The organism is Aporhodopirellula rubra (assembly GCF_014192335.1).
GTDB classification, from domain to species: Bacteria; Planctomycetota; Planctomycetia; order Pirellulales; family Pirellulaceae; genus Rhodopirellula; species Rhodopirellula rubra.
In genome coordinates this window covers 12,710-35,288 of sequence record NZ_JACHXU010000012.1, presented here as the reverse complement: position 1 = coordinate 35,288, position 22,579 = coordinate 12,710, and the positions used below count along the sequence as shown (strand labels likewise).

At 58.0% G+C, this 22,579-nt stretch carries 23 protein-coding genes; 6 read left to right on the top strand and 17 right to left on the bottom strand.

What is annotated here, in order from left to right:
- Nucleotides 1-138: 138 nt before the first annotated feature.
- Together FHS27_RS16685 and FHS27_RS16680 are read right to left on the bottom strand one after the other, a co-directional pair.
- Nucleotides 139-1,785: a putative transporter gene (locus FHS27_RS16685; protein WP_184306039.1), complete on the bottom strand. Its 1,647-nt coding sequence runs from the start codon at nt 1,783-1,785 to the stop codon at nt 139-141.
- A gap of 305 nt (nt 1,786-2,090) precedes the next feature.
- Nucleotides 2,091-2,648, bottom strand: a complete 558-nt coding sequence (locus tag FHS27_RS16680) for a DUF4416 family protein (protein WP_184306038.1) — start codon at nt 2,646-2,648, stop codon at nt 2,091-2,093.
- Nucleotides 2,649-3,154: 506 nt separating this feature from the next.
- On the opposite strand from FHS27_RS16680, the gene FHS27_RS16675 reads away from it, so the two are divergent.
- Nucleotides 3,155-6,766 carry an organic solvent tolerance protein OstA gene (locus FHS27_RS16675; protein ID WP_184306037.1) on the top strand — a complete coding sequence of 1,204 codons (3,612 nt, stop codon included), beginning with the start codon at nt 3,155-3,157 and terminating at the stop codon, nt 6,764-6,766.
- Between the two features lie 4 nt (nt 6,767-6,770).
- Nucleotides 6,771-7,139 carry a diacylglycerol kinase family protein gene (locus FHS27_RS16670; protein ID WP_184306036.1) on the top strand — a complete coding sequence of 123 codons (369 nt, stop codon included), beginning with the start codon at nt 6,771-6,773 and terminating at the stop codon, nt 7,137-7,139.
- Nucleotides 7,140-7,844: 705 nt separating this feature from the next.
- Here FHS27_RS16670 and FHS27_RS16665 read toward each other — a convergent pair.
- The 12 genes from FHS27_RS16665 to FHS27_RS16610 all read right to left on the bottom strand — a co-directional run bounded on the left by FHS27_RS16665 (nt 7,845) and on the right by FHS27_RS16610 (nt 16,770).
- The gene (locus FHS27_RS16665; RefSeq protein WP_184306035.1) at nt 7,845-8,780 is read right to left on the bottom strand and encodes a lactate/malate dehydrogenase family protein; all 936 of its coding nucleotides are present in this window, start codon (nt 8,778-8,780) and stop codon (nt 7,845-7,847) included.
- 213 nt (nt 8,781-8,993) lie between these two features.
- Nucleotides 8,994-9,866: a class II aldolase/adducin family protein gene (locus FHS27_RS16660; RefSeq protein WP_184306034.1), complete on the bottom strand. Its 873-nt coding sequence runs from the start codon at nt 9,864-9,866 to the stop codon at nt 8,994-8,996.
- Nucleotides 9,867-9,935: 69 nt separating this feature from the next.
- The gene (locus FHS27_RS16655; RefSeq protein ID WP_009102677.1) at nt 9,936-10,226 is read right to left on the bottom strand and encodes a EutN/CcmL family microcompartment protein; all 291 of its coding nucleotides are present in this window, start codon (nt 10,224-10,226) and stop codon (nt 9,936-9,938) included.
- Nucleotides 10,223-10,930 carry a hypothetical protein gene (locus FHS27_RS16650; RefSeq protein WP_184306033.1) on the bottom strand — a complete coding sequence of 236 codons (708 nt, stop codon included), beginning with the start codon at nt 10,928-10,930 and terminating at the stop codon, nt 10,223-10,225. The genes FHS27_RS16655 and FHS27_RS16650 overlap by 4 nt, the downstream gene beginning before the upstream one ends.
- A 70-nt stretch (nt 10,931-11,000) precedes the next feature.
- Nucleotides 11,001-11,255 carry a EutN/CcmL family microcompartment protein gene (locus tag FHS27_RS16645; RefSeq protein ID WP_009102681.1) on the bottom strand — a complete coding sequence of 85 codons (255 nt, stop codon included), beginning with the start codon at nt 11,253-11,255 and terminating at the stop codon, nt 11,001-11,003.
- A gap of 6 nt (nt 11,256-11,261) precedes the next feature.
- Entirely contained in the window at nt 11,262-12,701 is a 1,440-nt protein-coding gene (locus tag FHS27_RS16640; RefSeq protein ID WP_184306032.1) for an aldehyde dehydrogenase family protein, read from the bottom strand.
- Between the two features lie 88 nt (nt 12,702-12,789).
- Nucleotides 12,790-13,107: a EutN/CcmL family microcompartment protein gene (locus FHS27_RS16635; RefSeq protein WP_009102685.1), complete on the bottom strand. Its 318-nt coding sequence runs from the start codon at nt 13,105-13,107 to the stop codon at nt 12,790-12,792.
- A gap of 62 nt (nt 13,108-13,169) precedes the next feature.
- Nucleotides 13,170-14,408 carry an acetate/propionate family kinase gene (locus FHS27_RS16630; protein ID WP_184306031.1) on the bottom strand — a complete coding sequence of 413 codons (1,239 nt, stop codon included), beginning with the start codon at nt 14,406-14,408 and terminating at the stop codon, nt 13,170-13,172.
- 41 nt (nt 14,409-14,449) lie between these two features.
- A complete protein-coding gene (locus tag FHS27_RS16625; protein ID WP_184306030.1) occupies nt 14,450-14,719 on the bottom strand; it encodes a BMC domain-containing protein in 270 nt (89 codons plus the stop codon).
- 62 nt (nt 14,720-14,781) lie between these two features.
- On the bottom strand, nt 14,782-15,084 hold the full coding sequence (locus FHS27_RS16620) for a BMC domain-containing protein (protein WP_009102689.1): 303 nt from the start codon (nt 15,082-15,084) through the stop codon (nt 14,782-14,784).
- 52 nt (nt 15,085-15,136) lie between these two features.
- Nucleotides 15,137-15,892, bottom strand: a complete 756-nt coding sequence (gene pduL, locus FHS27_RS16615) for a phosphate propanoyltransferase (protein WP_184306029.1) — start codon at nt 15,890-15,892, stop codon at nt 15,137-15,139.
- On the bottom strand, nt 15,889-16,770 hold the full coding sequence (locus FHS27_RS16610) for a DeoR/GlpR family DNA-binding transcription regulator (RefSeq protein WP_044256555.1): 882 nt from the start codon (nt 16,768-16,770) through the stop codon (nt 15,889-15,891). The genes pduL and FHS27_RS16610 overlap by 4 nt, the downstream gene beginning before the upstream one ends.
- 166 nt (nt 16,771-16,936) lie before the next feature.
- Between FHS27_RS16610 and FHS27_RS16605 the strand changes: the two genes are divergently transcribed.
- Nucleotides 16,937-17,140, top strand: a complete 204-nt coding sequence (locus FHS27_RS16605) for a hypothetical protein (protein ID WP_184306028.1) — start codon at nt 16,937-16,939, stop codon at nt 17,138-17,140.
- 33 nt (nt 17,141-17,173) lie between these two features.
- Here the strand turns inward: FHS27_RS16605 and FHS27_RS16600 are convergent, their stop codons facing one another.
- On the bottom strand, nt 17,174-18,226 hold the full coding sequence (locus FHS27_RS16600) for a DUF368 domain-containing protein (protein ID WP_184306027.1): 1,053 nt from the start codon (nt 18,224-18,226) through the stop codon (nt 17,174-17,176).
- Between the two features lie 135 nt (nt 18,227-18,361).
- Between FHS27_RS16600 and FHS27_RS16595 the strand changes: the two genes are divergently transcribed.
- From FHS27_RS16595 to FHS27_RS16585, 3 genes are all read left to right on the top strand, one after another.
- The gene (locus tag FHS27_RS16595) at nt 18,362-19,141 is read left to right on the top strand and encodes an undecaprenyl-diphosphate phosphatase (protein ID WP_184306026.1); all 780 of its coding nucleotides are present in this window, start codon (nt 18,362-18,364) and stop codon (nt 19,139-19,141) included.
- Between the two features lie 302 nt (nt 19,142-19,443).
- Nucleotides 19,444-20,040 carry a transcriptional repressor LexA gene (lexA, locus tag FHS27_RS16590; RefSeq protein WP_009102701.1) on the top strand — a complete coding sequence of 199 codons (597 nt, stop codon included), beginning with the start codon at nt 19,444-19,446 and terminating at the stop codon, nt 20,038-20,040.
- A 187-nt stretch (nt 20,041-20,227) separates the two neighbouring features.
- The gene (locus FHS27_RS16585; protein WP_184306025.1) at nt 20,228-21,469 is read left to right on the top strand and encodes an aminotransferase class I/II-fold pyridoxal phosphate-dependent enzyme; all 1,242 of its coding nucleotides are present in this window, start codon (nt 20,228-20,230) and stop codon (nt 21,467-21,469) included.
- A 6-nt stretch (nt 21,470-21,475) separates the two neighbouring features.
- Here the strand turns inward: FHS27_RS16585 and FHS27_RS31145 are convergent, their stop codons facing one another.
- Nucleotides 21,476-22,162: an ankyrin repeat domain-containing protein gene (locus FHS27_RS31145; RefSeq protein WP_184306024.1), complete on the bottom strand. Its 687-nt coding sequence runs from the start codon at nt 22,160-22,162 to the stop codon at nt 21,476-21,478.
- The gene (locus FHS27_RS16575) at nt 22,159-22,566 is read right to left on the bottom strand and encodes an acyl-CoA thioesterase (protein WP_009102706.1); all 408 of its coding nucleotides are present in this window, start codon (nt 22,564-22,566) and stop codon (nt 22,159-22,161) included. The genes FHS27_RS31145 and FHS27_RS16575 overlap by 4 nt, the downstream gene beginning before the upstream one ends.
- Nucleotides 22,567-22,579: the final 13 nt, after the last annotated feature.

The window sequence follows — 22,579 nt, the reverse complement described above, 5'->3', positions numbered from 1 at the left end:
AATGCGCGAACATCCGTCGCCCAACTCAATCAAAATCTTCTGACTCGCAGGCAGTTCGTTCTCCCCGAGAACGCCTCGCTCTTTGCCGTAGCCACCGTCACCAGGCGGTGGACCACGTTCGAAAGAACGTCGTTACTTCTAAGCGAACAGCATGTAGATGATGGTTTGGGCGGCGACGATTCGCATGACCATCGTCAATGGATAAACGGCGGCGTATCCGGTGGCACATGCCGATGAATCGCTGAGCGTGTTGGCGAACGCGAGTGCAGGTGGGTCCGTCATGCTGCCCGCGATCACGCCGCAGAGAGTGAGGTAGTTCACCTTGAACACCAGGCGGCCGACCAAACCGACGATCAACAGCGGCACCATCGTGACGACCAATCCGGCGAGCATCCACAGTAGCCCCTGCGATGTCAGCGCGACGCTGAAGAACGTCTTTCCGGCCGACAATCCCGCACTGGCCAGGAACATGATGATGCCCAACTCACGCAGTGCCAAGTTGGCCGAGAAGGGAATGTGCCACACGAACTTGCCGACTTTGCCGAGCAAGCTGAAGACGATTGCGGCGATCAACGGTCCGCCGGCGAGGCCGAGCTTCACCGGAAACGGAACGCCGGGAATCGAGATCGGAATCATACCGACGACCACGCCGACGAAGATACCGAGAAAAACGGGGGCGAATTGGGTTTCGTTGATCGCTTTGAGCGAGTTACCCAGCAACTTCGCTACTCGATCGAGCGACTCTTCATCGCTGACCACATGCAGCACGTCCCCGTATTGCAAACGGCTCGACCCACGGCCGGGCATTTCGACGCCCGAGCGAATGATTCGCGTAATGGTTGCGTTGTAGATCAGGTCCAGTGACAGATCGCGGAGTGTTTTGTTGATCACTTCGGGATCGGTCACCACGATGCGGCGGTGGCACGCGTTGCTCGTATATTCCATCAAATCAAAATCAGACGGCCGACCGATCAGAGGTTCGAATCGGTTGAGACCCGCCTCGGTCCCGACGACCTGAATGATGTCACCAGGGTGAAGGACGGTTTGGTCCGTTGCGGGGTCGACGGTGAGCGAATCGCCTCGCTTGATTCGCGATACGCGGACTCCGGTCTCCTCGATGCCGGGGATTTCGCCGAACCGACGCTCGGACAGGTGTTCGTTGTCAACTTCGATGCATCTGCGAATGATCGGTTCGAATCGTTCGCCGGTAAGGCTCGCCGCTGACTTCGCTTCCGCCTCGACGTCGATTTTGAAAATCGATTTCATGATCAACATGGTCGCGATGATCCCGAGGATACCGCCGGGATAGGCCACCGCGTATGCCGATGCGAGCATCCCGAAGTCGGTGCCCTCTTCGGCAACGGTCGCCGCCGCTTGCTGGGCCGCACCGAGCGACGGGGTGTTGGTGGTCGCACCGCTGAACAAACCGCCCGCGGCGAGGGCCGGCAAATCGATGATCGAATGAAACATCAGCACCAACAGGACGCCCATCACCACCACAGCGACCGCTAATCCGTTGAGAACGAGTCCTTGGTCCTTCCACAGTTGCACAATCCCGGGTCCGAGTTGCAATCCGATCGTGAACACGAACAGCACGAGGCCGAATTCTTTCGCGAATTCCGCGACCTCGTGATCGAGCGTCGCTCCCCAGTGGCCCGCGAGAATCCCGACGAACATCACGCCAGCGGACCCTAGTCCGATTTTGCGGACACGAACGCCGCCGAGAAGTAACCCACCAACGGCAACGCCGACGATGGCCAAAATGGAAAAGGTGACCGGATTCACAATGACAACGGTAGGTTAGACGACGAGCGGATAGTGAAGAGGACGCACCGACACTCGTTCATTTATTGCCGGAGCGATTAAGAGCAGATTGTGCAAAAGGTACGCTCTCAATGAAAGGTATCTTTGGCTCAACCGGCCCCGTGTAACCGCTAAGGCATGCAGCAGGGGAAAAACAGCACCCTGAGGTCCAGATTTAAATTTGTCTGATGTGAACGCAAAAAACACGATCATTGCGGTGGCAGGGCTCCGAAGCGATGGTGAATTTGGCATCGAAACGAGATGCCATTATTCACGGGCAGCTCCCATCAAACCCGACGGAATCCGCCGGTTTCCAACAGATGCGAACGCAACCGATCGCGACATCGCATCGCGAACTCGGCTACCGAATCGGTGCGATAGTCGGGATAGGTCCAACGATGATGGACCCAACGACCGCCCATGAAATTCAGCGTGACTTCCGCGAAGATCCCGTCCTTCAGATACAAACGATGGTCGCGATCTTTAATTGTCGCGAGTACCAACTTGGCTTGGGTGACGTAACCGGGGTCGAGGTTCAGCGGCCTGGTTTCCTCGTGGTCGGCGGTCTCGGCGTATTCGCGTTCCCAATCGTTCGTGGTGGTTTTCCAATCGGCGAGCCCCGCCGGATCAGCGAACTGTTCGATCGCGACGAGTTCCTTCGTCAGGCCGGTTCCCATCTCGTCGTCGTAGAAACCACCCGCGGTGAATGACGAGGGCAAGGAGATTTCTGCCGTCGCGCCCCAACGCTGCGTCAGCCGTTGCAGAGCCCACTGGCGAGCCTCCGCATGTCGCGAGATCACCGCGCAAAAGCGAACCACGGGTTCAACCAGTCGTGGAGCTGCCATCAATCAATCACCCTAGGAATATCACCACCAAAAAAAATCGATGCAGGACTCTCGCGTTGGCTGACCTGCGGAATCGAAGTCACAATTGTTTTAACTGCCACGTTCTTTACGCCACGTTCTTTACGCCACGAGGCTCAGAGGTGTTGTTGATTGCCGACGAGTTCGTGTACGCCCGAGGTGTTTCAGACGTCAGTCGGCCCCAAGCAAACACTACCGGCTCCAGGTTCTTCGTAGCGACCCCTGCCAGACGGTGGACCAAATTCTACTGAAGTGGACCAATTTCAGGTGAACCGGGGCCTGCAATCGTGTTCGCGGCATTGTTGACTGCCTGCATCTGGGAACGCAATGGACCTGCGACCGATTTGCCGATTCCGTACGCGGGGACAGGCGCAGGAAATAGGCGCAGGAACAGGAAAAGGTTCCTTGCAGCGAGTTTCCCGGCGGTTTGGGCGCGTCGTTTAGCGGGCGGTGAAAAAACGCAGGCACTCTAGAATCGATCGCGTTTCGTGGATGCGATTTGCGTTGATCGGAATTTGGCTTGTGGATGGAACGTTGGCTTTCGTAATGTCGCCCGAGACGGACTGCTTTCGTTGGGGCAGCCACGAAAAAAGCCGTGTTTTCTATACCCATTCCTCCCTGAAGTCGCCTTTTTGGCCACTGCCGATTCTCGAAACGAACTTCTGACTCGCTCTGATCCAAAAAAGAATTGGGTTCGTGCGAGACTTTTCGCTGCGCCCGCGACTCGGCAAAAATCGATTCGAGTCCTCCTGCTCATGGCAATCGGGCTGTGCATGGGGGGCAGTGTTTCACGCGGGGAGGCACCCCCGAAAGCGGCGGAACGACCCACGCGTATCGCGGCGACTCCGGTTGACGACGTGCTCTCGGTTCGCGGCCAAACGGTGTACCGTTGGCAGCGCGAGCAACCTGCCTCATCATCGAGTTTGTACGCGCTACCGATGTCCCTCGATTGCACGTTGCTGACAGGTAACTGTGTTTTGGAACATCAAGGAAAGCGATTCGAGGCTGAATCAATTTTCTTTGTCGTCGACGGGATCGGTAACTCGATCGACGTTCATCTGTTGATGGACAAAGTCCAAATCGGATCAAACAAGAAGACCCGCGAACCGATCGTGGCGCACTTGCGATTGACGGCGCCGCCGGAGATTCGGGCGCAGCAATATCGCGGATCGACTGACGTGCCCTCGGTGTGGTGGACCAAGTGCGGTCTAACGGCGCCAACAAACGAACCGGCAATCGAGACTGCGCCGCTTAACCTGCCGACGGAGTCGAATTCGTCGGGGATCGTTCCCGTTCAATACATTCAGCCGGTTCCCAACTCGACACCGAACGCGGCGCCCAACTCGCAGAGCATGCCGCCCACGGGATTGGTATGGGATGAGTCCGGCATTGTGACCGACCCGAACCAACTCAACGGATACCCGAACCAACCGAACGGCTCCGCTGGGGCCTCTAGTGGCTTTGCCGGTCCGCAGAATTTGGCATCTCCCTACTCGGCGTCCCAGAATCCAGCATCCCCGTATCCGGAGTCGCCATACGCGGCGCCCGCCTATCCCGAAGCGGGCTCGTTTGATCCAGTCATGCCGCTACCCGAACCTCCGATCCTGACCGGTGACGGCGGTACGACGGGTGGTTGGTCGTATTCGATCGGTGGCGGCAGCAAGACAGTCGAGATACTCTCGCGTGGTGCGTCACGACCTGCTGAATTTGAAACGATTACTCGCGTCGCTGACAACGAAACGATCGTAATCGCGCGTGGCGGGATTACCGTCCTCGTCCGCGATCTCACTGCGCAAACTCCGACGGGCCTTCGCGTGCCTCTCGGAACGGTTTCATTGTCGGCCAACCGCATCGTCGCTTGGACACCACCGTTGGGCGATATCATTACCGGCGCAGCGAGTGCCGCGGCGTCCGAAGGCGAACTGTACCTCGAAGGCGATATCGTCGTTCGTCAGGGCGAGCAGATCATTTATGCCGACGCGATGTACTACAACGCGTCTCGCGAAATCGGCGTGGTTCTCGATGCCGAGGCGATCGCGACTATCCCACAATACCAAGGCACCGTTCGCGTCAAAGCCGAAGTGATGCGTCAGGTCGCCCGTGGCAACTACATCGCCAACAACGCCGCCGTCACGAGCAGCCGGATGGGTGTGCCTCGTTATTGGTTGCAAAGCAACGAGTTATCGCTCACTCAAAAACCGACCGCTCGGGTCGATAAAGCGACGGGGCAAGTCGTCCCGGATAGTGAGCCATATGTTTCGAGTGGTGGCAACTTTGTTTACTTGGGCGGAATCCCGGTGCTGTATTGGCCGCGATTCTCCACGCCGCTCCGCAAGCCGACGTTCTACCTCACCGGGGCGGATATCAAAAATGATGACATTTTCGGTAGCCAAGTGCTGCTCGAATGGGATCTGTTTCAACTGCTGGGCATGAACGCGCCCGATGGCGTCGAGTCGATTCTCTTGACGGACTACCTCAGCGACCGAGGCCCCGCGATCGGCGGGCGAACGACGTACACACGGTCGAGCATGTTCGGGATCGCCGGTCCCGTGACGGGCACGTATGACAGTTACACGATCAAGGACGACGGGCTCGATGTGCTCGGTCGTGGCCGGCGCGAGCTTACACCCGAAGAAGACCTTCGCGGTCGAACGACGTTGAAGCATCGTCACTACCTTCCCGGCGGATGGGAATTCGTCGCGGAGTTGGGCTACCTCAGCGATCGTAATTTCCTGGAACAGTATTTCGAACAGGAATGGGATCAGGATCCCGATCGGACCACCGGCATGCGGCTTCGCAAATACGCGGGCTCGCAATTGTTCGATGCAAACTTCAATATCCAAATCAACGACTTCTATCAAGAAACCGAACGGGTTCCCTCTTTCAACCACTACGCGTTGGGCGGATCGCTGTTAGGGGATCGACTGACGTGGTCGATGCACAACGAAGCGGGTTACGAAAAACTGAACACCGCCGAAGTACCGTTGGATCCCGTCATCGCGGCGAACACCTCTGTCCTGCCCGGCGAGTTCGACCGGGAAGGCGTGGTGACGCGAACCCGTCAAGAACTCTCGATGCCGATCCAAGCCGGCGTCGCCAAAATCGCTCCGTTTGCGATCGGCGAGGCGGCTTACTACGGCGAAGGTGTTGACGGAGATTCGGTGACACGTCTGTGGGGCGGCGGAGGCATTCGAGCGAACCTGCCCTTCTCGCGTGTCGACTCGACGATCCAAAGCAGTCTGCTGAACGTTCGCGGACTCGCGCACAAAGTCGATTTGTCGGCAGAGTACTTTTACGCCGACAGCGACACGGATTATCAGGACCTGCCGCTTTACGACCCGCTCGATGACAACGCCCAAGAAGAGTTCCGGCGCGTGTTCATTAACGACACGTTTGGCGGAACGCTCGCCGATCAGTACGACCCTCGCAACTACGCGTTGCGGCAAGGGATTCAGCGGAACGTGACCAGTCCGAGTGACACGGTCGCGGATGATCTGCAGCAACTGCGTCTCGGAATGAAACATCGCTTCCAAACCAAACGCGGCTTGCCCGGACGTGAACGCATCGTCGACCTGTTCCGGTTGGACATTGAGACAATCCTGTTCCCGAAACAGGACCGTGATAACTTTGGCGAAACACTCGGCCCGACAATCTACGACGCTCAGTACAACCTCGGCGACCGCGTGACTTTGTTAAGCGACGGGTACATCGATTGGTTCGACGAGGGATTGCGGTCGTTCAGTGGCGGTGTGAGGACGAGCCGACCGGGTGTCGGCGATTTCTACGTCGGTCTGCTCTCACTCGAAGGCCCGATCAGTAGCACGGTGTTGCGAACCAAACTCGATCATCGGCTCAACGAAAAGTGGATCGTCTCGGCCGGTAATACCTACGACTTCGGTGAAACGGGGAACGTCGGTCAGTCGTTCGGTTTGACACGAATCGGCGAATCGTTCCTGGTTCAAATCGGAGCGAACGTCGACGCCGGACGGGATAACACCAGTTTCGGATTTATGGTCGAGCCGCGGTTCCTGCCGTCGTCACGACTCGGACGTCTCGGCGGTCAGCAAATTCCGCCGCCGGGTGTGGAAGGAATCGAGTAGCGGCATGTTACGCGCGTGGAGCAATAAATTCCGAGTCGCGTTCTCAGGCCTGTTTTGGGCGGTTCGCGATCAGAACAGCTTCTACGTGCATCTGAGCGTCACGGCCGTTGTGTTGGTACTCGCCGGCGTGCTTCGGTTACCGCAATGGCAATGGGTGGCCCTGTTTTTCGCGATCGGCGGAGTGCTGACCGCGGAACTGCTCAATACGGCGGTCGAGCTATTGGTCGGCGTTGTGCATCCCGAGCGGGATCCGAGAATCGGGCGGGCACTCGACGTCGCCGCCGCTGCGGTTTTGATGGCGTCGATCACCGCGATCGGCATCGGCCTGATGATTTTTGGGCCGGCGGTCTACGAGCAAATCTGGGCTAATTAAAGCGTCTCGTCGGCGGTCTCTTCGACCAGAGAGCCATCAAAATGAGAGAGAGAAAACCCATTTGCGACCTGAGGGGGTGCGAGGAACGCTGAAATACGCAGCCGTTACATGCTAATCCCATTACCCCACGCACCCCGTCGGGGCGCAAATCGGTTCCATCTCGATTTTCTTGTTCAGTCAGTCTATCTAAGACCGATTCAGAAGAAAGACCACAATAACCCAAAAAGCCTAGAATACTTAGACTGGACAAATTGCCGCGTCTTCTCATCTTGGGAGGCGAAATTGAGAGGTCCAATCCGCACACCGGCGAACACAAACTATCGATTTTCGAGATCTTTTGCCTGTCCCCGAGTCGACGCGATCGTCTTCTCGAATAGCCCCACTTCAGTCAGTGGGGAGTCATATAACATAGTCGCCTAAACGTAATCGTCCAGCATAGAACGGTACAAAACAACACTGCGTTTGCGGGGACAGTGATTCGAATTTGGGTGCGACGTTGAATTGGCTTCCCGCCGGTTTGGTCACTGCTGGGTTTATGGTTTTGAAAGTCACGCGGAGGGCTTTCAGTGGCGGTGATCTTTGCGTACCGCCGTTATGACTCCGGTGGCTGTGACTCAAGATGAATTCCGTTGGTGCTCGCGATTCGCCGGGGCGATTTCGCGAGTGGGCGTTCATCCGTTGATCACTAGCATGTCAGCATCGTGGTTAGCGAATCCGTTGCAGAACCGTGTCGAGCGTCTTGCGGAGTGCCGTGCCGCTGGCACGGATCCCTTGGACTTCCTTCGGCCACAGGTCAATTTCCATGGTCGCTTGAACGCCCGTTCGACCGAGAACCGTTGGGACGCTGAGTGCGACATCGCGGACGCCGTAGCATCCGTTTTGCACGCTGCTGATCGGCAGGACGACGTCGTTGTCTAAGATGATCGCGTCGATGCAATCACGGATCGCGATTCCGACAGCGAACCCGGCACCGCCTTTACGGCTAATGACTTCAGCACCACTGCCGCGGGTGCGGGTGAACAATTCACCGGCGAGCGACGGGTTCCAACCGGGATACTTTTCGAGTGGTAAACCGGCGATTGTTGCACTGCTCCAAATCGGCACCATCGACTCGCCGTGTTCGCCGAGGATCAACGCTTTGGTTTGTGCAGGAGGCGCGCCGAGTTGTTCGGCGATCAACGAACAGAAGCGAATCGTGTCGAGTTGCGTTCCGAGTCCGATGACTTGGCCGACCGGCAGGTCGAGCGTTTGAGCGGCGACATAGGTGAGGATGTCGACCGGATTGCTGACGACGAGCACAATTGCCGATGGCTTCGGCCCGGCCGCTTTGACGTCACGCAGGATTTGCATGAACAGGTCGGTGTTCCGGTTGATCAAGTCCAACCGCGATTCATCGGGTTTACGTCGCAGACCCGCGGTGATGCAAATCACGTCACTCGAAGGAATGTGTTCGTATCCGCCGCCCGCGAATTTCTGGTTGGCAACGCTGGGTGATCCGTGCTGCAGGTCGAGTGCGTGTCCAACGGCGAGTTCTTCGTTGACGTCCAGGAGTGCGATTTCGTTGGCAAGGCCGCCGCACTGAAGTGCATACGCGGCACACGAACCAACCAAACCGCCGCCGCCGATGATCGAAACTTTCATAGTGATGTTCAGTGGTGTGGGAGTGGAGTGGGTTGAGGGTGTGCGGAGGAATTGACGAGTTTTGCCTTCACACTCCCTTTGGGAGGATCGGCCCGTTTCGGGCCGGGGAGGGTTTTGCGGTGGAATCGATTTCCGACCCGCCCCTCTCTTCGCTCGTTCCTCCCGGAGGGAGGGCGAAGTGAGACGCATCTCGTGGAGACGCGTGATTTTCGTTTACTTCTTAGCCATTTGACGCATGACTTCGTCGGTGATGGCTTTCACCAACGCGGCTTCGTCGACTCCGGCGGGTGCCGATGGCGCGCCGTTGGTCGCTGCAGGCGAAGTTTTGATTGGGGGTGGTGCTGGAAACGCACGGCGGTCGACGCCGGTGTCGGCCCACGATTCACGGAAGATGTCGTTGGCGCAGATGTCGCAGTCCTTGAAATCAGGCGTGTTGCGAGGATCGGCGTAGCCCCACTTCTCTTTGAGGTCGAGCAGTTCGCGTGATTTCTCTTCGTCGAGGAACGACACGTTGCCGAGTTGTTTGGCGAGCAACAGCATGCGGCAGTACGAATCGAGGATCTCGGTCCACCAGTAGGCTTGTTCGACCGTTTCGCCGTAGGAAACCGTGCCGTGGTTGGCGAGGATCATTACGTTCGTTTTGTTAACGTAAGGGATGATCGTGTCGGCGAAGGCTTGTCCACCAGGTGTTTCGTACTTCGTGATTGGCACGTCACCGAGGAACACTTCGACTTCCGGAAGGATACACTGAGGAATCGGCTCGCGAGCGATCGCGAAGGCGGTTGCGTGTGGCGGGTGGCAGTGCACGACGCTGCGGATGTCATCGCGTTGTTTGTAGATCTCGAGGTGCAGCAACGCTTCGCTGGATCGTTTCTTGCGTCCGGACAGTTGCTTTCCGGTCATGTCGACGAGCGAGATGTCGTCGGGTTTGAGGAAGCCTTTGCAGTGCAGTGTTGGCGTGCAGAGGACTTCATTCTCGCTTACGCGGACGGTGATGTTGCCGTCGTTAGCCGCGGCGAATTGTCGGTTGTAAATCCGTTTGCCGATGTCGCAGATGTCTTGTTTGATTTTGTGCAGGTTTTCCATGGCATTACTTTGGGGAGTTGGAGGAGTGCGACTGGTTGGGAGGAGAGGGTGAACGGGGAATTAAGTGAATCAGTTCGACGGATCGACTTCGAGGTGATCGAGAATCGCGACGATCGACGCGTCGATCGGTTTGACGTCGGGTTTGAACGGGGCGGCCGCTTCGGGGCCTTCGGCGAGAGCGACGAGGTCACCCTCACCGCATCCGCAGAGATCCCAGGCAATGATCAAGTCGTTTCCTGGCACCTTTTTCTGCAGGTCGTCGATCCGTTCGACGACTTCTACGCATCGCAGGCTCGAGGCATGCATTGCCGGGTGCATTCGCGATAACGTGGCGGAACCGAGTACTCGAGCGATCTTCATGACAGACCTCCCGCAACGGTGATTTGGGGACGCGACTGGGTCGCGATCGATGGTTTGGCAATCGTGGTGATCGCCCCCGTGATCGCTACGAGATGCAAGTGCATGACGTCGAGGACGAAAACGTTGGGGCTGAGTTCAGCGAGAAATCGACGAACATCATCGAGACGGTTAATCGAGACGACGCATCGATCTCCGCCGCACGAGTGATGAGCGGTTGTCGCCGGACGACTCGAGAGGATGACGGTGACCGAGGCTCGGTTGCACAGTCGAATCCCGCGAAGGGTGAGTTGTTTCTTGACTGACGAAAGCATCGTGGCGCTGACGTCGCCGTCGGTTTGCAAATCGATCGCACGCGTTCCGGGCTGAACGGCAGGAGTCGTTGTCGGTGTGGCGGTCGCGGTTTGGTCGGTATTGGTATTGGTTTTGGTGATCGTGATACCACGGTGTCGCAGTTCATCGCGGGCGGCCGGGGTAACGACGGCTCGCGAAGGCAGTTCGATCTGCTTGACGGTGGTGGCGATTGCTTCAACGTCCGTCAACGCAATGACCCGCTTGGTGATGACGAGCGGGCCGGTGGGCTTGGCCGCTGCGTCTTGGTTCCCCATCACCTTCAATTCGCTCAGCACGCGGCGAACAATCGACTCGATGTCGATTGCGGCACCCGTGGAGGACGCGACGTTAGAGGGGGCAACGATTCGGGACACGAGAGACGATTGGTTTCGTTGAAGGGAGTTTTGAAAAAGGGTTCAGGCGTTCGATTGCGGTCGAACGGTTTCAGTCGACAAGGCCGCACACGCTCCAGCGTGCAGGGCAAACGTCGGATCCGGTAATGTCACGCACCGCGGTTCCGTCGCTGGTGAGCACAACTAGGTCACCACTGCGGCAACCGAGTTTGTCGAGCACGAGCAAGGGAGGCCCGTCGGCGTCACCGGAAAGCAAGAGCGGCTGCGCGATCACCAATCGGCGACCGACGAGCGAATCGTGCTTGACCGTTGCACGGGCGTGTCCAAGTACTCGGGCTGTTTGCATGGTGCTTTAGACCACTCGCAGTTCGTCGACCATGCTGCAGCGCCGTTCACGTGTGAACGTTTCGGGGCTGGTCACGCCTTCGCCGGTTGGACCGGCGATCGAGAACGAAAGGTAGCCTTCGCCGCCGAGGCCGAGTGCCGCCATGCTGGGGCCGTTTTTGACGTAAAGGGTGGTGTCGAGTTCGCGGCCCATGACGGTCATGTTGCGAACATTGCGTGAGTGAATGATCGCGGTGTGGCGGAAGCCGTGTTCGTATTCTTTTGCCATCGCGATGGCGTGCTCAACGTCGCGTGCACGCACGAATGGTAGGAACGGCATCATCTGTTCGACGGTGACGAACGGGTGATGTTCGTCGGTTTCGCCGAAGACGACTTCGCAGCTTTCAGGGGCGTTCACGCCCGCGGCACGGGCGAGCACGGCGGCGTCTTTGCCGATGAAGTCCTTCGCGGCGGCGTCGTGTTGGTCGTCGCCGACTTTCGTGATCGCTTGTGAGGTGAGTTTGGCGATTTGCGAGGCATCGAGCTGGACCGCACCGGCACGTCGCATCGCGGCCATCATTTCGTCAAAGACACTGTCGACGACGAAGACTTCTTTTTCGGCGATGCACAACAGGTTATTGTCGTAGCCCGCACCTTGAATGATGCAACGGGCGGCGTTGTCGAAGTCGGCGGTTTCGTCGACAACGACGGGCGGGTTGCCCGGTCCGGCGACGATCGCACGTTTGCCACTGCGGAGTGCGGCACGTCCCACGGCAGGTCCGCCGGTGACGCAGATCAGTGCAATGTCACGGTGGGCGAAAAGCGTGTCAGCCGTTTCCAATGTTGGTTCGGCGATGACGCAGATCAGATTGTCGATACCAACTTCGGCCGCGATGGCTTCGTTGAACCGGCGAACGCCCTCGGCGGCGACTTTCTTGCCCGACGGGTGCGGGTTGACGACGACCGAGTTGCCGCCGGCGATCATGCTGACGGCGTTGCCGGTGATGGTCGGCAGGCTGTGGGTGACGGGCGTGATTGCGGCGATGACGCCGAACGGCGAACGTTCGATGACGGCGAGACCGTGATCACCGCTGAATGCTTTCGTTTGCAGGAACTCGGTTCCCGGTGCGAGCATTCCAAGGGTGCGGAGTTTTTCGATCTTGTGTTCGGGGCGACCGATGCCGGTTTCCCGCATCTCCATCAGGCCGAGCTCTTCGCACTGGTCGATGCTGATTCGGCGGATGATGTCGATGACCTGTTTACGTTCTTCCATGCTGCGCGAACGAAGCTGCTGGTGAGCGGCTTTGGCGGCGGCGACCGCTTCGTTGACATCCGTGAAGACTCCGTTGCGACCTGCCCCAGCGGGGACATGGCTGTTCAGCGGCGCGTTCGAACCGGCCGGCATCGGACCGACTTCGGATAGGACCGCAGCGACAACGTTGCGGATGATTGATTCGTCAAGTTGCATGATGAGAGGTCAGTGGGTTTCAGGTGACAGGTATTGGGAAACGAGCGAGAACGTGGCGGACAGCATGCGTGATGCTGGCGAGCCGCGTTTAGTCGCCGTCTTTCCGGCAATAAACCGATTTCTTTTCGACATGAACGCTGTCGATGATGCCGGTGATAACCGCGTCAATCGGCAGCGTTTTGGTTTCGGGGGTCAATCGTGCTGAACTGCCTTGGCATACCAAGACGAGATCCCCTTCGCCGGCTCCCAACGTGTCGACCGCAATGAACGTCCGACCGGTCGTGAGCAACCGTTCGCGGCTGTCGGTGTCGAGCCGATACGGCTCCACGATTAACAGCTTGTGGCCCTTCATCGATTCCACCTTTTGGGTGCTGACAATCGATCCGGTGACGCGTGCTAGGAACATGCTGGGAAATGGGAAATGGGAAATGGGAAGTGGGGAAATGATTTGGATAGAACAGCGACTGATTAACAGCCGATTGCTTTCTTTGCCCGTTTCGCGACGATCCATTCTTCGTTCGTTGGGATGACCCAAATCTGAACGTTGCTGGATCCGTCGTGCAGGCTGCCTTCGCCGCCCGCTTGCTTCGATTCGGTGTGATGGTTTTGATTCTTGGTGGTGTCGAGTTGAATACCGAGGCCATCGAGCCCGGCACAAACGGCTCCGCGAACGACATCGGAGTTCTCGCCGATACCGCCGGTGAAGACGATCGCATCGAGACCACCCATGGCGACGATCATGCCGCCCATGTGACGCCGAATCTCTTCGACGAAAACGGACAACGCGAGTTTTGATTTTTCGTCACCCTCATCCGCGGCCGCTTCGATATCCCGCAGGTCACCGCTCTTTTCGCTGAGGCCTTTGAGTCCGCCTTCACTCGCCAGTTGTTTGAGTAACTCTTCGAGCGATTGGCCCGTTCGTTCGATCAACAACGGAAGTGCAAACGGGTCGAAGTCTCCGACGCGGTTGTTCTGGGGGAGCCCGGTTTGAGGGGTCATGCCCATTGTCGTCATCACGCTTTGGCCGTTCTGGATCGCGGTCAACGAACTACTGCCGCCGAGGTGGCAGGAGATGATTCTCGCGTCGTCGCGGCCGAGCAATTCGGCGGCGCGTTCGGCGATGAATCGGTGACTCGATCCGTGGAAGCCCCACTTTTGGACTTGGTATTCGTCACGCCACTTCGAAGGAATCGCGTAAGCGCGACGGGCCTTCGGAATCGTGTCGTGGAATTCCGTTTCAAAGGCGGCAACCAACGGCAAATTGGGAAAACGTTCTCGCAGCAGTTTCATTGCGGCGATATAGGGCGGGTTGTGCGCGGGCGCGGCGGCATTCATTTCCGCCATCGCGTCGAGCACGTCATCGTCGACCAAAAAAGTCCCACTTTTGCGACCACCGTGAACGGCCTTGAAACCGATCGCAGATACTTCGGACGCGTCTTTCAAACATCCGTTTTGCGGATCGGTTAGTTGATCCAAACACGCCTGCACCGCGACGCCATGATCGGGAACCGGCATCTCCGATTCGTTGTGATAATCACCGATGGTGACTTCGCAACGACTCGTTGACGCGTCGCCGATCCGTTCAACCGCGCCGCGTGCGAGCACACGGTCGTCCGGTCGCACGTCGGGCGATTGGAGGTCACCGCTGACGTCGAGCAGTTTGTATTTGAAGCTGGTGCTACCCAGATTCGCTACGAGGATGAGCATGGGAATCTTCCTTGAGAAACGAGGGGCCCTGGAGACCGGGATTAGCTGAAGTAAGCCCCGATCAGACCGTCGGCAGGACGTGGGATGATGTGGCTGCTGACGAGTTCGCCGATTTGAGCGGCTGCGGCAGCACCGGCTTCGACGGCTGCACGTACGCTGCCGACGTCACCGCTGACGACGGTCGTGACGAGTCCGCCACCGAGGTCGATTCGCTTGACGATTTCGACGTTGGCCGCTTTGGCCATCGCGTCGGTTGCTTCGACGAGGGGAAGCAGGCCTTTGGTTTCAATCAATCCGATTGCATCATTCATTGGAGAATATTCTTATGAGTGGAGAGCTGAGAGAGTGTGTGTTTGGTAAGTAACGCGAGATGCTATTTCTTAGCCGCGGTAGCAGCGGGCAGCTTCATGATCTTTTCCAAATCCGCGTGCGGACGTGGGATGACCTGAACACTGACGACTTCGCCGATGCGACCTGCCGCAGCAGCGCCGGCGTCGGTGGCGGCTTTCACCGCAGCAACGTCACCGGTGACGAAGACAGCAGCCAATCCGGCGCCGACTTTGTCCCAGCCGAGGAACTGCACATTGGCAGCCTTCATCATCGCGTCGGATGCTTCGACCAGGGCGACGAACCCTTTGGTCTCGATCATGCCGAGCGCTTCACTAATTTTTGCCATCGAAATTGGTCCTTCTGAGAGGGTTGGGGAAGTGGAAAGAATTAACCGTCAATCAGTGCCCGCAGGCACATGGTTTGGGCATCGGTTGTAAGGTGACTTCGGTTGCCGCGTCCAAGTTGCACGCGTTGCCTTCGTCGGTATCGATGTGAACTTCGAGTTTCGCAGCCTTGTCTTCGCGAACGAGGACGTCGTCGAAGATCACGCCGCAATCGTTACTCTTGATGTGCAACTGCATCATGTCGCCGTTGGAAACACCGTAGTACGCGGCGTCGTGATCGTTCATGTGAACGTGGCGGGCGGCACGAATGACGCCTTGATCCAATTGCACCGAACCGGCGGGGCCGACCAAGACGCAACCCGGCGTGCCTTCGATCTTGCCGCTGTGGCGAACCGGTGCATCGATGCCGAGCGAGATCGAATCGGTGAACGCGAGTTCGAGTTGGCTGAAGGGACGCGTCGGGCCGAGAACGCGAACGTTCGGCAACATCCGGCGACGTGGGCCGACGACCATCACGGTTTGTTTGGCCGCGTAAAAGCCGTCTTGGTAGAGATCCTTGTCCGGCTCGAGCACGCTGCCGCGGCCGAATAGGATCTCGACATGTTCGTCAGTCAGGTGACAGTGCCGCGCCGAAATGCTGACGCGGAGATTCGGTTTGCCATCGACCCATCCGAGAGGCGTGCCATTCGTTGCACCGGAGTGAACGGGGGCGCCGGGTTGAGCCGGAGCGGCAGTCATGTTGGATCGGGTTTGTTGGATCGCGCTGCGGACGAGCGCTTCGATCTGTGCTCGATCGACGGTCATGCTCATAGGGAGTTTGCCGAATCGGCATGGTGTGAGGAAGGAGAAAGTGAGTTTGAGTGGATCGACGAATCGGAGGCGACGGGCGCGCCCTGCGAAGCGGTGGGTGTCGGGGCAGAGGAGGACGCCGATGCTGCCAACAGTAGTTCGGTGCCCGCAGATTCGAATATAGATTTCCAGCGTTTGTCCAACTCGCTGTCGGTGAGCACCTGACCCACGTCTTCCAACCGGCATATCTGGGACAAACTGACCTTGCCGAACTTGGTGCTGTCGGCCAGGACAATCGTTTGATCGGCCGCCGCGAGCATCGCCTTCTCGCTCTCGACCAGCATCATGTCGCTGTTGAAGAACCCGCGTTCGGTCACGCCCGCGACGGACAAGAATGTCTTTGCCACGTTGATGTCGGCCAGCATGGCGTCGGCCATCGGTCCGATCGTGACGGAAGTCCGCCGGCGAACGCATCCGCCGATCATGATCAAATCGATCGAGTCACTCGTCGACAACAAATGAGCGACCGGCAATGAATTGGTGACGACCTGCAGCGGTCGGTTCACGATCAATCGAGCGAGTTCGTAGACCGTGCTGCCGCCATCGAGCAGGATCGTGTCGCCGTCTTCGATCAGTGTCGCGGCCATGCGGCCGATCGACTGCTTCCTCGCCCATCCGTCATCGCGGTGCGATCGGAACGTGCTGATCGTGTCGGTCTCGCCCGTCCAATAGACGCCGCCGTGAGTGCGCCGCGTTTGGCCGGCGTCCTCGAGTGCCTCGAGGTCGCGGCGGACGGTCGATTCGCTGACGCCGAGAATTGATGTGAGTTCGCCCAACGCGGCAAACCCTTGGGCTCGCACGTGGTCTCGCAGTTTCTCTCGTCGCGACTCGGTGGACAAAGTCTTCTTTTCCGGAACCGTGATAGTTTTCTTTCAGTGCGTGAAAGTATTCTTCCAGGGAGGGCGGAATGCAAGCACTTAATTCCAAAAGGAAGGAGGTTTGGCGAAAATAGACAGATTGCCACACCCGATTTCCGGAGCGGTGCGACAGTTTTCTTTCGTTTTTATGGAAAGTTTCACTCAAGTGATCGGTTTTGACCGGGATTGGCCGCGTGGCTCAGCCGTTGAAATGACGGATTCGCTTCAGCGGCGCACCGTCTTCCCTGGCGGTTCGGCGACGGGGATTTCGTCGCCAAAGAAGACGCTCGCGGCGTCGGCACGCGCGCTTGGGTTGCTCGCGAGCGGCGCGGCCGCTTTCGAGGTTCCGTGATCGTTCGAGATCGCTGTCCGCTGGCGTCCCGGTTTAGCCTTCGATGTTGGCGTGACGCGTGACGCGGTTGGCCACGAGGACAACGACGGCGGCGACCACTGCGAGCACGGCCAGAATCACGACGCTGCCGTCGTACTGTGATGCCGAAATGAAGACGTGCTCTTGAAACTTCAGTTCGAGATCAGCGGTCTCCGCGGTGACGGCTTGCAGTGGCCAGAGACGCCCGATCGAACCGATCATCAGTCCGATCAGCGTCGCCATCGTGAGATCGTGGTGATGGCGAAGCAAGTAATTGAGTAGCCGGGAGAAGGCGAGCAGTCCGAACCCGCATCCGATGGCGAACACGGTCAGGCGTGAGATGATCGCAAGGTCGATGTTGAGTTTGAAGAACTGCTTGATCATCCCGATCACTGGTTCGTACACGCCGAGCAACAAGAGCACGAAAGCGCCGCTGATGCCCGGCAAGATCATCGCACAGATTGCGATCGATGCACTCAAGAAAAGGTACACCAAGTTAATGTCGCCATGGCTGGCTGGAATCTTCGAAACCGCCAACGCGATTGCGATTCCTGCGACGGTTCCCAGGATCGGACCGAGAGTCCAACGTGCAACGTTTCGCCGAACGACCCAAACACTGGCCAATACCAACCCAAAGAACACCGCCATGGTTTCATTCATCTGGTGCAGCAACAGGTGATGCATTAAACCAGCGAGTGATCCGATGCCTGCGACGATTCCCACGCCGAGCGCGATTGTGAATCGAAGGTCGAGTTTCTCGATAAGGGATCCCCATCGACGCGCGCGGAGCATTCCGACCGCTTCACTATCGATGTTGCTGATCGCGGCGATCAATCGATCGTAGTGGCCGAGGATCAACGCAACCGTTCCACCACTGACGCCGGGCACTGTGTCCGCGGCACCCATGCAAAATCCACGGAAAACATTGACGAAATCGCCGGTGAATGATCCTGCATGCCGTGCGTGGGTTTGCGTAGCGGGGGCCGCGTCGTCGCCTTGCTGCGAATTCGCGCAGCCATCGACTGGGACCAGATCGTTACAATCGTCAATCTCAGAAGCGTTCGTCACAGGTTCAGTCAGGCGGCGAGGGATGTTCGGAAAAATGTCTGGCCAGAGGTAGGCGAAACACCAAGCTAAAGTAGTTTGGAACACAACATTGGCAATGCCCGATCCTTTTTCACCCTTTCAATGCGGTTCTGACACGTGCCCGAGCTCATTCGCGTTCTGATTCTCGCCGTTGTGCAGGGGATTGCTGAATTTCTTCCGATTAGTTCGTCCGGACACCTTGTGATTTTGGACAACTTATTAGGCGATCTTGGCGAGTCGGCGACGCTTGTGATCATCCTTCATGCCGGAACGCTCGGTTCGATCCTCGTCGTTTACTGGCGACGAATTTTGAATCTGCTCACGAGTGACCGCCGGGTGATCGGATTGTTGGTCGTCGGCACACTGCCCGCCGTCGTCGTCGGTTTGACGATCAAGCGAGGGTTCCCGTGGCTGACTGAAAGTCCGGTGCTCGCCGCGGCAATGTTAATCGTCACGGGGGTTTTGCTGATTGTGCTCGGAAAAATCAAACCCGCTGTGGGTCAATACACCCAAATGGGCTGGCTCGGCGCGATCATCGTCGGTTGCTTCCAGGCCGTCGCTATTCTGCCGGGGATCAGTCGCAGTGGATCGACGATCCTAGGAGGTCGCTTGATGGGGTTAAGCAATGAGGATTCGGTCACGTTCTCGTTCTTGCTGGCCATTCCCGCGATCTTGGGCGCGACGACTTTGGCGGTGAAAGATCTCCTTGATGGAACCGAAGCGGCGTCGGATCTTCCCGTGGCGACGTTGCTGATCGGAGCGACGTGCGCGTTTGTGGTCGGCATCTTTGCGCTCAAGTGGCTGATCCGATGGAGCCGTGAGGCACGTCTGCATTGGTTCGCCTACTGGTGCATTCCCTTCGGAATCAGCATGCTGATTTTTTACGTTTCGCGATAACGGGACCCGGATCGGGCCAAAATTTTGCGCAATTTTTGTAAGAAAACCCAATTGAGGGGGATTCTTCTGCACGCTCGTATACGCGACACTTCGTAAAGTGCATTGAGATTGCTCATTATTAGCGGGCGGTCAATTGACGCACCAATAGGTGCGGTGTGCAGGTGAATAGTGATATCACGTCAGTATTCCCGCGATAGAATGCCGTCGTCAAAGTGATTCGTGGGCTATAGTTCACTTGTCAATAGATCCCCGCCTCCCCCCTCCCTCCGATATCCCGTTGGACTGCCCCACAACGAGGTTTTATGGCTAAACCACAACTGACCGACCGCCAGAAGAAGGTTTACGAGCTGATTCGCTCGCTCATTCAAGAGCGAGGATACGGCCCGACCGTTCGTGAGATTGGCGAGCACTTCGGAATCAAAAGTCCCAACGGTGTGATGTGTCACTTGCGTGCACTTGAACGCAAAGGTTTGATTTCGCGAAAAGCGAACAAATCGCGTGCGATTGAACTCACCGGTGAAAATGCACGATCGACCACCGGCTTGCCGCTGATGGGCGTCGTCTCGAACCATCCTGTTGCCCTGGATACGAACCCGACCGACGCGATCGATCTCGGGAAAACGCTTGCCACCGGTGAACGATTCGTCGTTCAAGTTTCGGGCAATTCGTTTTCCGAGCACGGCGTCCTCGATGGTGATTTCCTGATCATCGAACAGGACCGCGAATGTGCGGACAACTCGCTGGTTGTCGTCAAGATGAGCGATGGTCGCGTTGTGCTGCGTACGTGGGACGCTTCGCTGAACGCGTCGAAAACCGCGGACGAGATCGCCGCCCCCGGCGTCGTAGAAGTCCTCGGTGTTGCCGTTTCGATGGTTCGCGAGTCAATGGCTGCGGTCTAGAGTATTTTCGGAAGAGACATAACCGAGGTCGCCAGACTTCGGGTGACTGAATTCTGGCGATTCCGGATCTGGCGATTCCGGATGCGATGAACGACCGCGAGATGCGGTGAAGTGTACTGGCTCGGGCGTGTACACTGCTGCGGCCGATACCTGTCGCAGTCGGTGCATTCCTCTCTCGTTCTGCTTTATGTCTGATCGTAGCCCCTTTGACGACTTCGCCGCTTCGCTCGACCAGATGTCGAGTCTCGGGCGAAGGCGTCGGTTGGTGGTGCAGAGCGTTAGCGGTCCGTACCTCGTCACCGCCCAGTCAGTTCGATTGCTGAATTTTGGCGGCAACGACTATTTAGGCGTTGTTGCCGATGGCCTCGCGCACCGATCGTCGGGCCCTACCGCGTTGAGCGTGCCTGACTCGGCGGAGGAGGAATCGGGAGGTGACGAAGACCTTGTTGCCTGCGGGGCGACCGCGAGCGCGTTGGTGTGTGGTTGGACGCCCCATCACGAACAATTGGCTGCCGCGATCGCCCGTGCCGAGGGGACCGAAGCCGCAGTCGTTTTCCCGTCCGGCTACGCGGCATGCAGCGGCACGATCGCGACGCTGTGCCGGCAAGGTGATCTGATTCTCAGCGATCAACTCAATCACGCCTCGTTGATCGATGGTTGCCGAGCATCGAATGCAGAGCGCGAGATTTATCCTCACTGCGATGTCGAATGTGTCGATCGAATCTTGAGCGAGCGGCGAGGTGAGTTTCGGCGCGTCTGGATTGTCACGGACGGCGTGTTCAGCATGGATGGTGACACGGCACCGCTGTACGATCTCGTTCGTGTCGCGAGAGAGCACGACGCACAGATTCTCGTCGACGAGGCGCACGGAACGGGAGTGCTCGGCCCTCGCGGCGGCGGGCTTTGCGAGGCGATGGGGGTGCAACAGGAAATCGCAGTCCGTATCGGCACGCTCAGTAAAGCAGTGGGACACCAGGGCGGCTTTGTCGCCGGCCCCCGTGTCGTGATTGATTATTTGATTCAATTTTGCCGCACGTTGATTTTCAGTACTGCGTTATCGCCGCGTACTGCGGCCGGGGCTCATCGGGTCATCACCTCGATGGCGGACTGGAACGAGCGACGTGAGCACGTCGCAAGCCTCGCGGTTCATCTGCGTCGAAAAATCGTGGACTGCCTTCCGGATGAGTTCAGCGCCGTTGTACCGGTGAGCGAATTGGATGAAGGGATCCCGATTGTTCCGATCATTGTTGGTGATGACGCGCGGGCAGTGGAAATCAGCGAACGACTGCGGGAAAGAGGTTTCTACGTTCCCGCGATCCGGCCGCCGACGGTCCCTGAAGGCACCGCCCGTTTGCGGGTGTCGTTGTCAGCGGCACACCGGCTCGAGCATGTTGATGGCTTGATTGATGCGATCAAGTCAATCAGTTGACCGCGATCAGTCGAGCAGTTTGACGACGGCGTCGTGACCGTTCGCTTTCGCAAAGTCCATCGCTGTTTCGCCATCGATGTCTTTCGCCGAACGATCGGCTCCTTTCTCGAGCAGCAGCTCGACGACTTCCGCCTGTCCTTCGGCGGCGGCGAACATCAACGCGTTGAAATGTTCGTCGCCATCGACCAGCTGCAAGTCCGCGCCGGCGGACAGCAGGGCTTTCACCGTTGATGCGTTGGCACCCGTCGCCGCGTACATCAACGCGGTGCGACCGAATTCATCGCGGTGGTCAACATCGGCGTGCTGATCGATCAACCATTCGACCGTATCGAGATGTCCGTCGAAGGCTGCGAGTTGCAGTGCCGTTCGACCTCCGGGGCCGGCCGCATCGATTTCGGTGCCGTCGGTTGCCAGTTGTTTCACCGTTTGCAGATCACCCTGCATGGCTGCTTCCCGGAATGCATCGTCGCGGGTCGAATCCGGATCCGATTTTGGCGTGGTGCTGGTGTCGGGGGATGCAGCCGTTGCCGGCGCGTCCGCAGCGGGAGCCGGTGACGACACGATCACTTCCTCACGTTCACGCCGGGGCAAATCGTCCGGTTTCAGTCGTTCGGGTCCGCAGCCGATTGAGGTAAGGCCGGCAATGAAAAAGAGGAGAAGAATGTTCCGATTCGAAATCGTTTGGGATCTCACGAGGCAAGTTCTTTGTCAGGTTGGTGGACGGGAGTCAGATCAGGTAACCGAGCAGGTTTTCCGTTGCGATCCACGCACGCGATTACCGAGTCAGCTTCCACCAATACTGTATCACCTCGACGGATCGTATACCGATGCCGCATGCGAACTTTCCTCAGTTCAACGACTTCGGTCGTGATCGTCAGCACGTCGTCGAAGTCAGCGGGCGCGAAGTAGCGGACATTCATTTCCGTCACGACGAACATCATCCCGCGGTCTTCAATCCCTTTGTAGTCGTGCCCGAAGCTCCGCAGCATTTCGACACGACCACGTTCGAAATAGTTCAGATAGTTGGCGTGGTGGACGCGTCGCTGGCCATCGGTTTCCTGATAGGCGACGCGAATCTCAAGAGAATGCTGGAGCAATTCGACGAGGCCT

Excerpts from the sequence above, each read along its gene's own strand:
- lexA (WP_009102701.1), top strand. The coding sequence starts at position 19,444 with ATGGCTAAACCACAACTGACCGACCGCCAGAAGAAGGTTTACGAGCTG.
- pduL (WP_184306029.1), bottom strand. The coding sequence starts at position 15,892 with ATGAGCATGACCGTCGATCGAGCACAGATCGAAGCGCTCGTCCGCAGC.
- FHS27_RS16680 (WP_184306038.1), bottom strand. The coding sequence starts at position 2,648 with ATGGCAGCTCCACGACTGGTTGAACCCGTGGTTCGCTTTTGCGCGGTG.
- FHS27_RS16670 (WP_184306036.1), top strand. The coding sequence starts at position 6,771 with ATGTTACGCGCGTGGAGCAATAAATTCCGAGTCGCGTTCTCAGGCCTG.
- FHS27_RS16660 (WP_184306034.1), bottom strand. The coding sequence starts at position 9,866 with ATGGAAAACCTGCACAAAATCAAACAAGACATCTGCGACATCGGCAAA.
- FHS27_RS16635 (WP_009102685.1), bottom strand. The coding sequence starts at position 13,107 with ATGTTCCTAGCACGCGTCACCGGATCGATTGTCAGCACCCAAAAGGTG.
- FHS27_RS16630 (WP_184306031.1), bottom strand. The coding sequence starts at position 14,408 with ATGCTCATCCTCGTAGCGAATCTGGGTAGCACCAGCTTCAAATACAAA.
- FHS27_RS16585 (WP_184306025.1), top strand. The coding sequence starts at position 20,228 with ATGTCTGATCGTAGCCCCTTTGACGACTTCGCCGCTTCGCTCGACCAG.
- FHS27_RS16665 (WP_184306035.1), bottom strand. The coding sequence starts at position 8,780 with ATGAAAGTTTCGATCATCGGCGGCGGCGGTTTGGTTGGTTCGTGTGCC.
- FHS27_RS16640 (WP_184306032.1), bottom strand. The coding sequence starts at position 12,701 with ATGCAACTTGACGAATCAATCATCCGCAACGTTGTCGCTGCGGTCCTA.
- FHS27_RS16645 (WP_009102681.1), bottom strand. The coding sequence starts at position 11,255 with ATGCAAACAGCCCGAGTACTTGGACACGCCCGTGCAACGGTCAAGCAC.
- FHS27_RS16625 (WP_184306030.1), bottom strand. The coding sequence starts at position 14,719 with ATGAATGATGCAATCGGATTGATTGAAACCAAAGGCCTGCTTCCCCTC.
- FHS27_RS16605 (WP_184306028.1), top strand. The coding sequence starts at position 16,937 with ATGGAAAGTTTCACTCAAGTGATCGGTTTTGACCGGGATTGGCCGCGT.
- FHS27_RS16620 (WP_009102689.1), bottom strand. The coding sequence starts at position 15,084 with ATGGCAAAAATTAGTGAAGCGCTCGGCATGATCGAGACCAAAGGGTTC.
- FHS27_RS16655 (WP_009102677.1), bottom strand. The coding sequence starts at position 10,226 with ATGAAGATCGCTCGAGTACTCGGTTCCGCCACGTTATCGCGAATGCAC.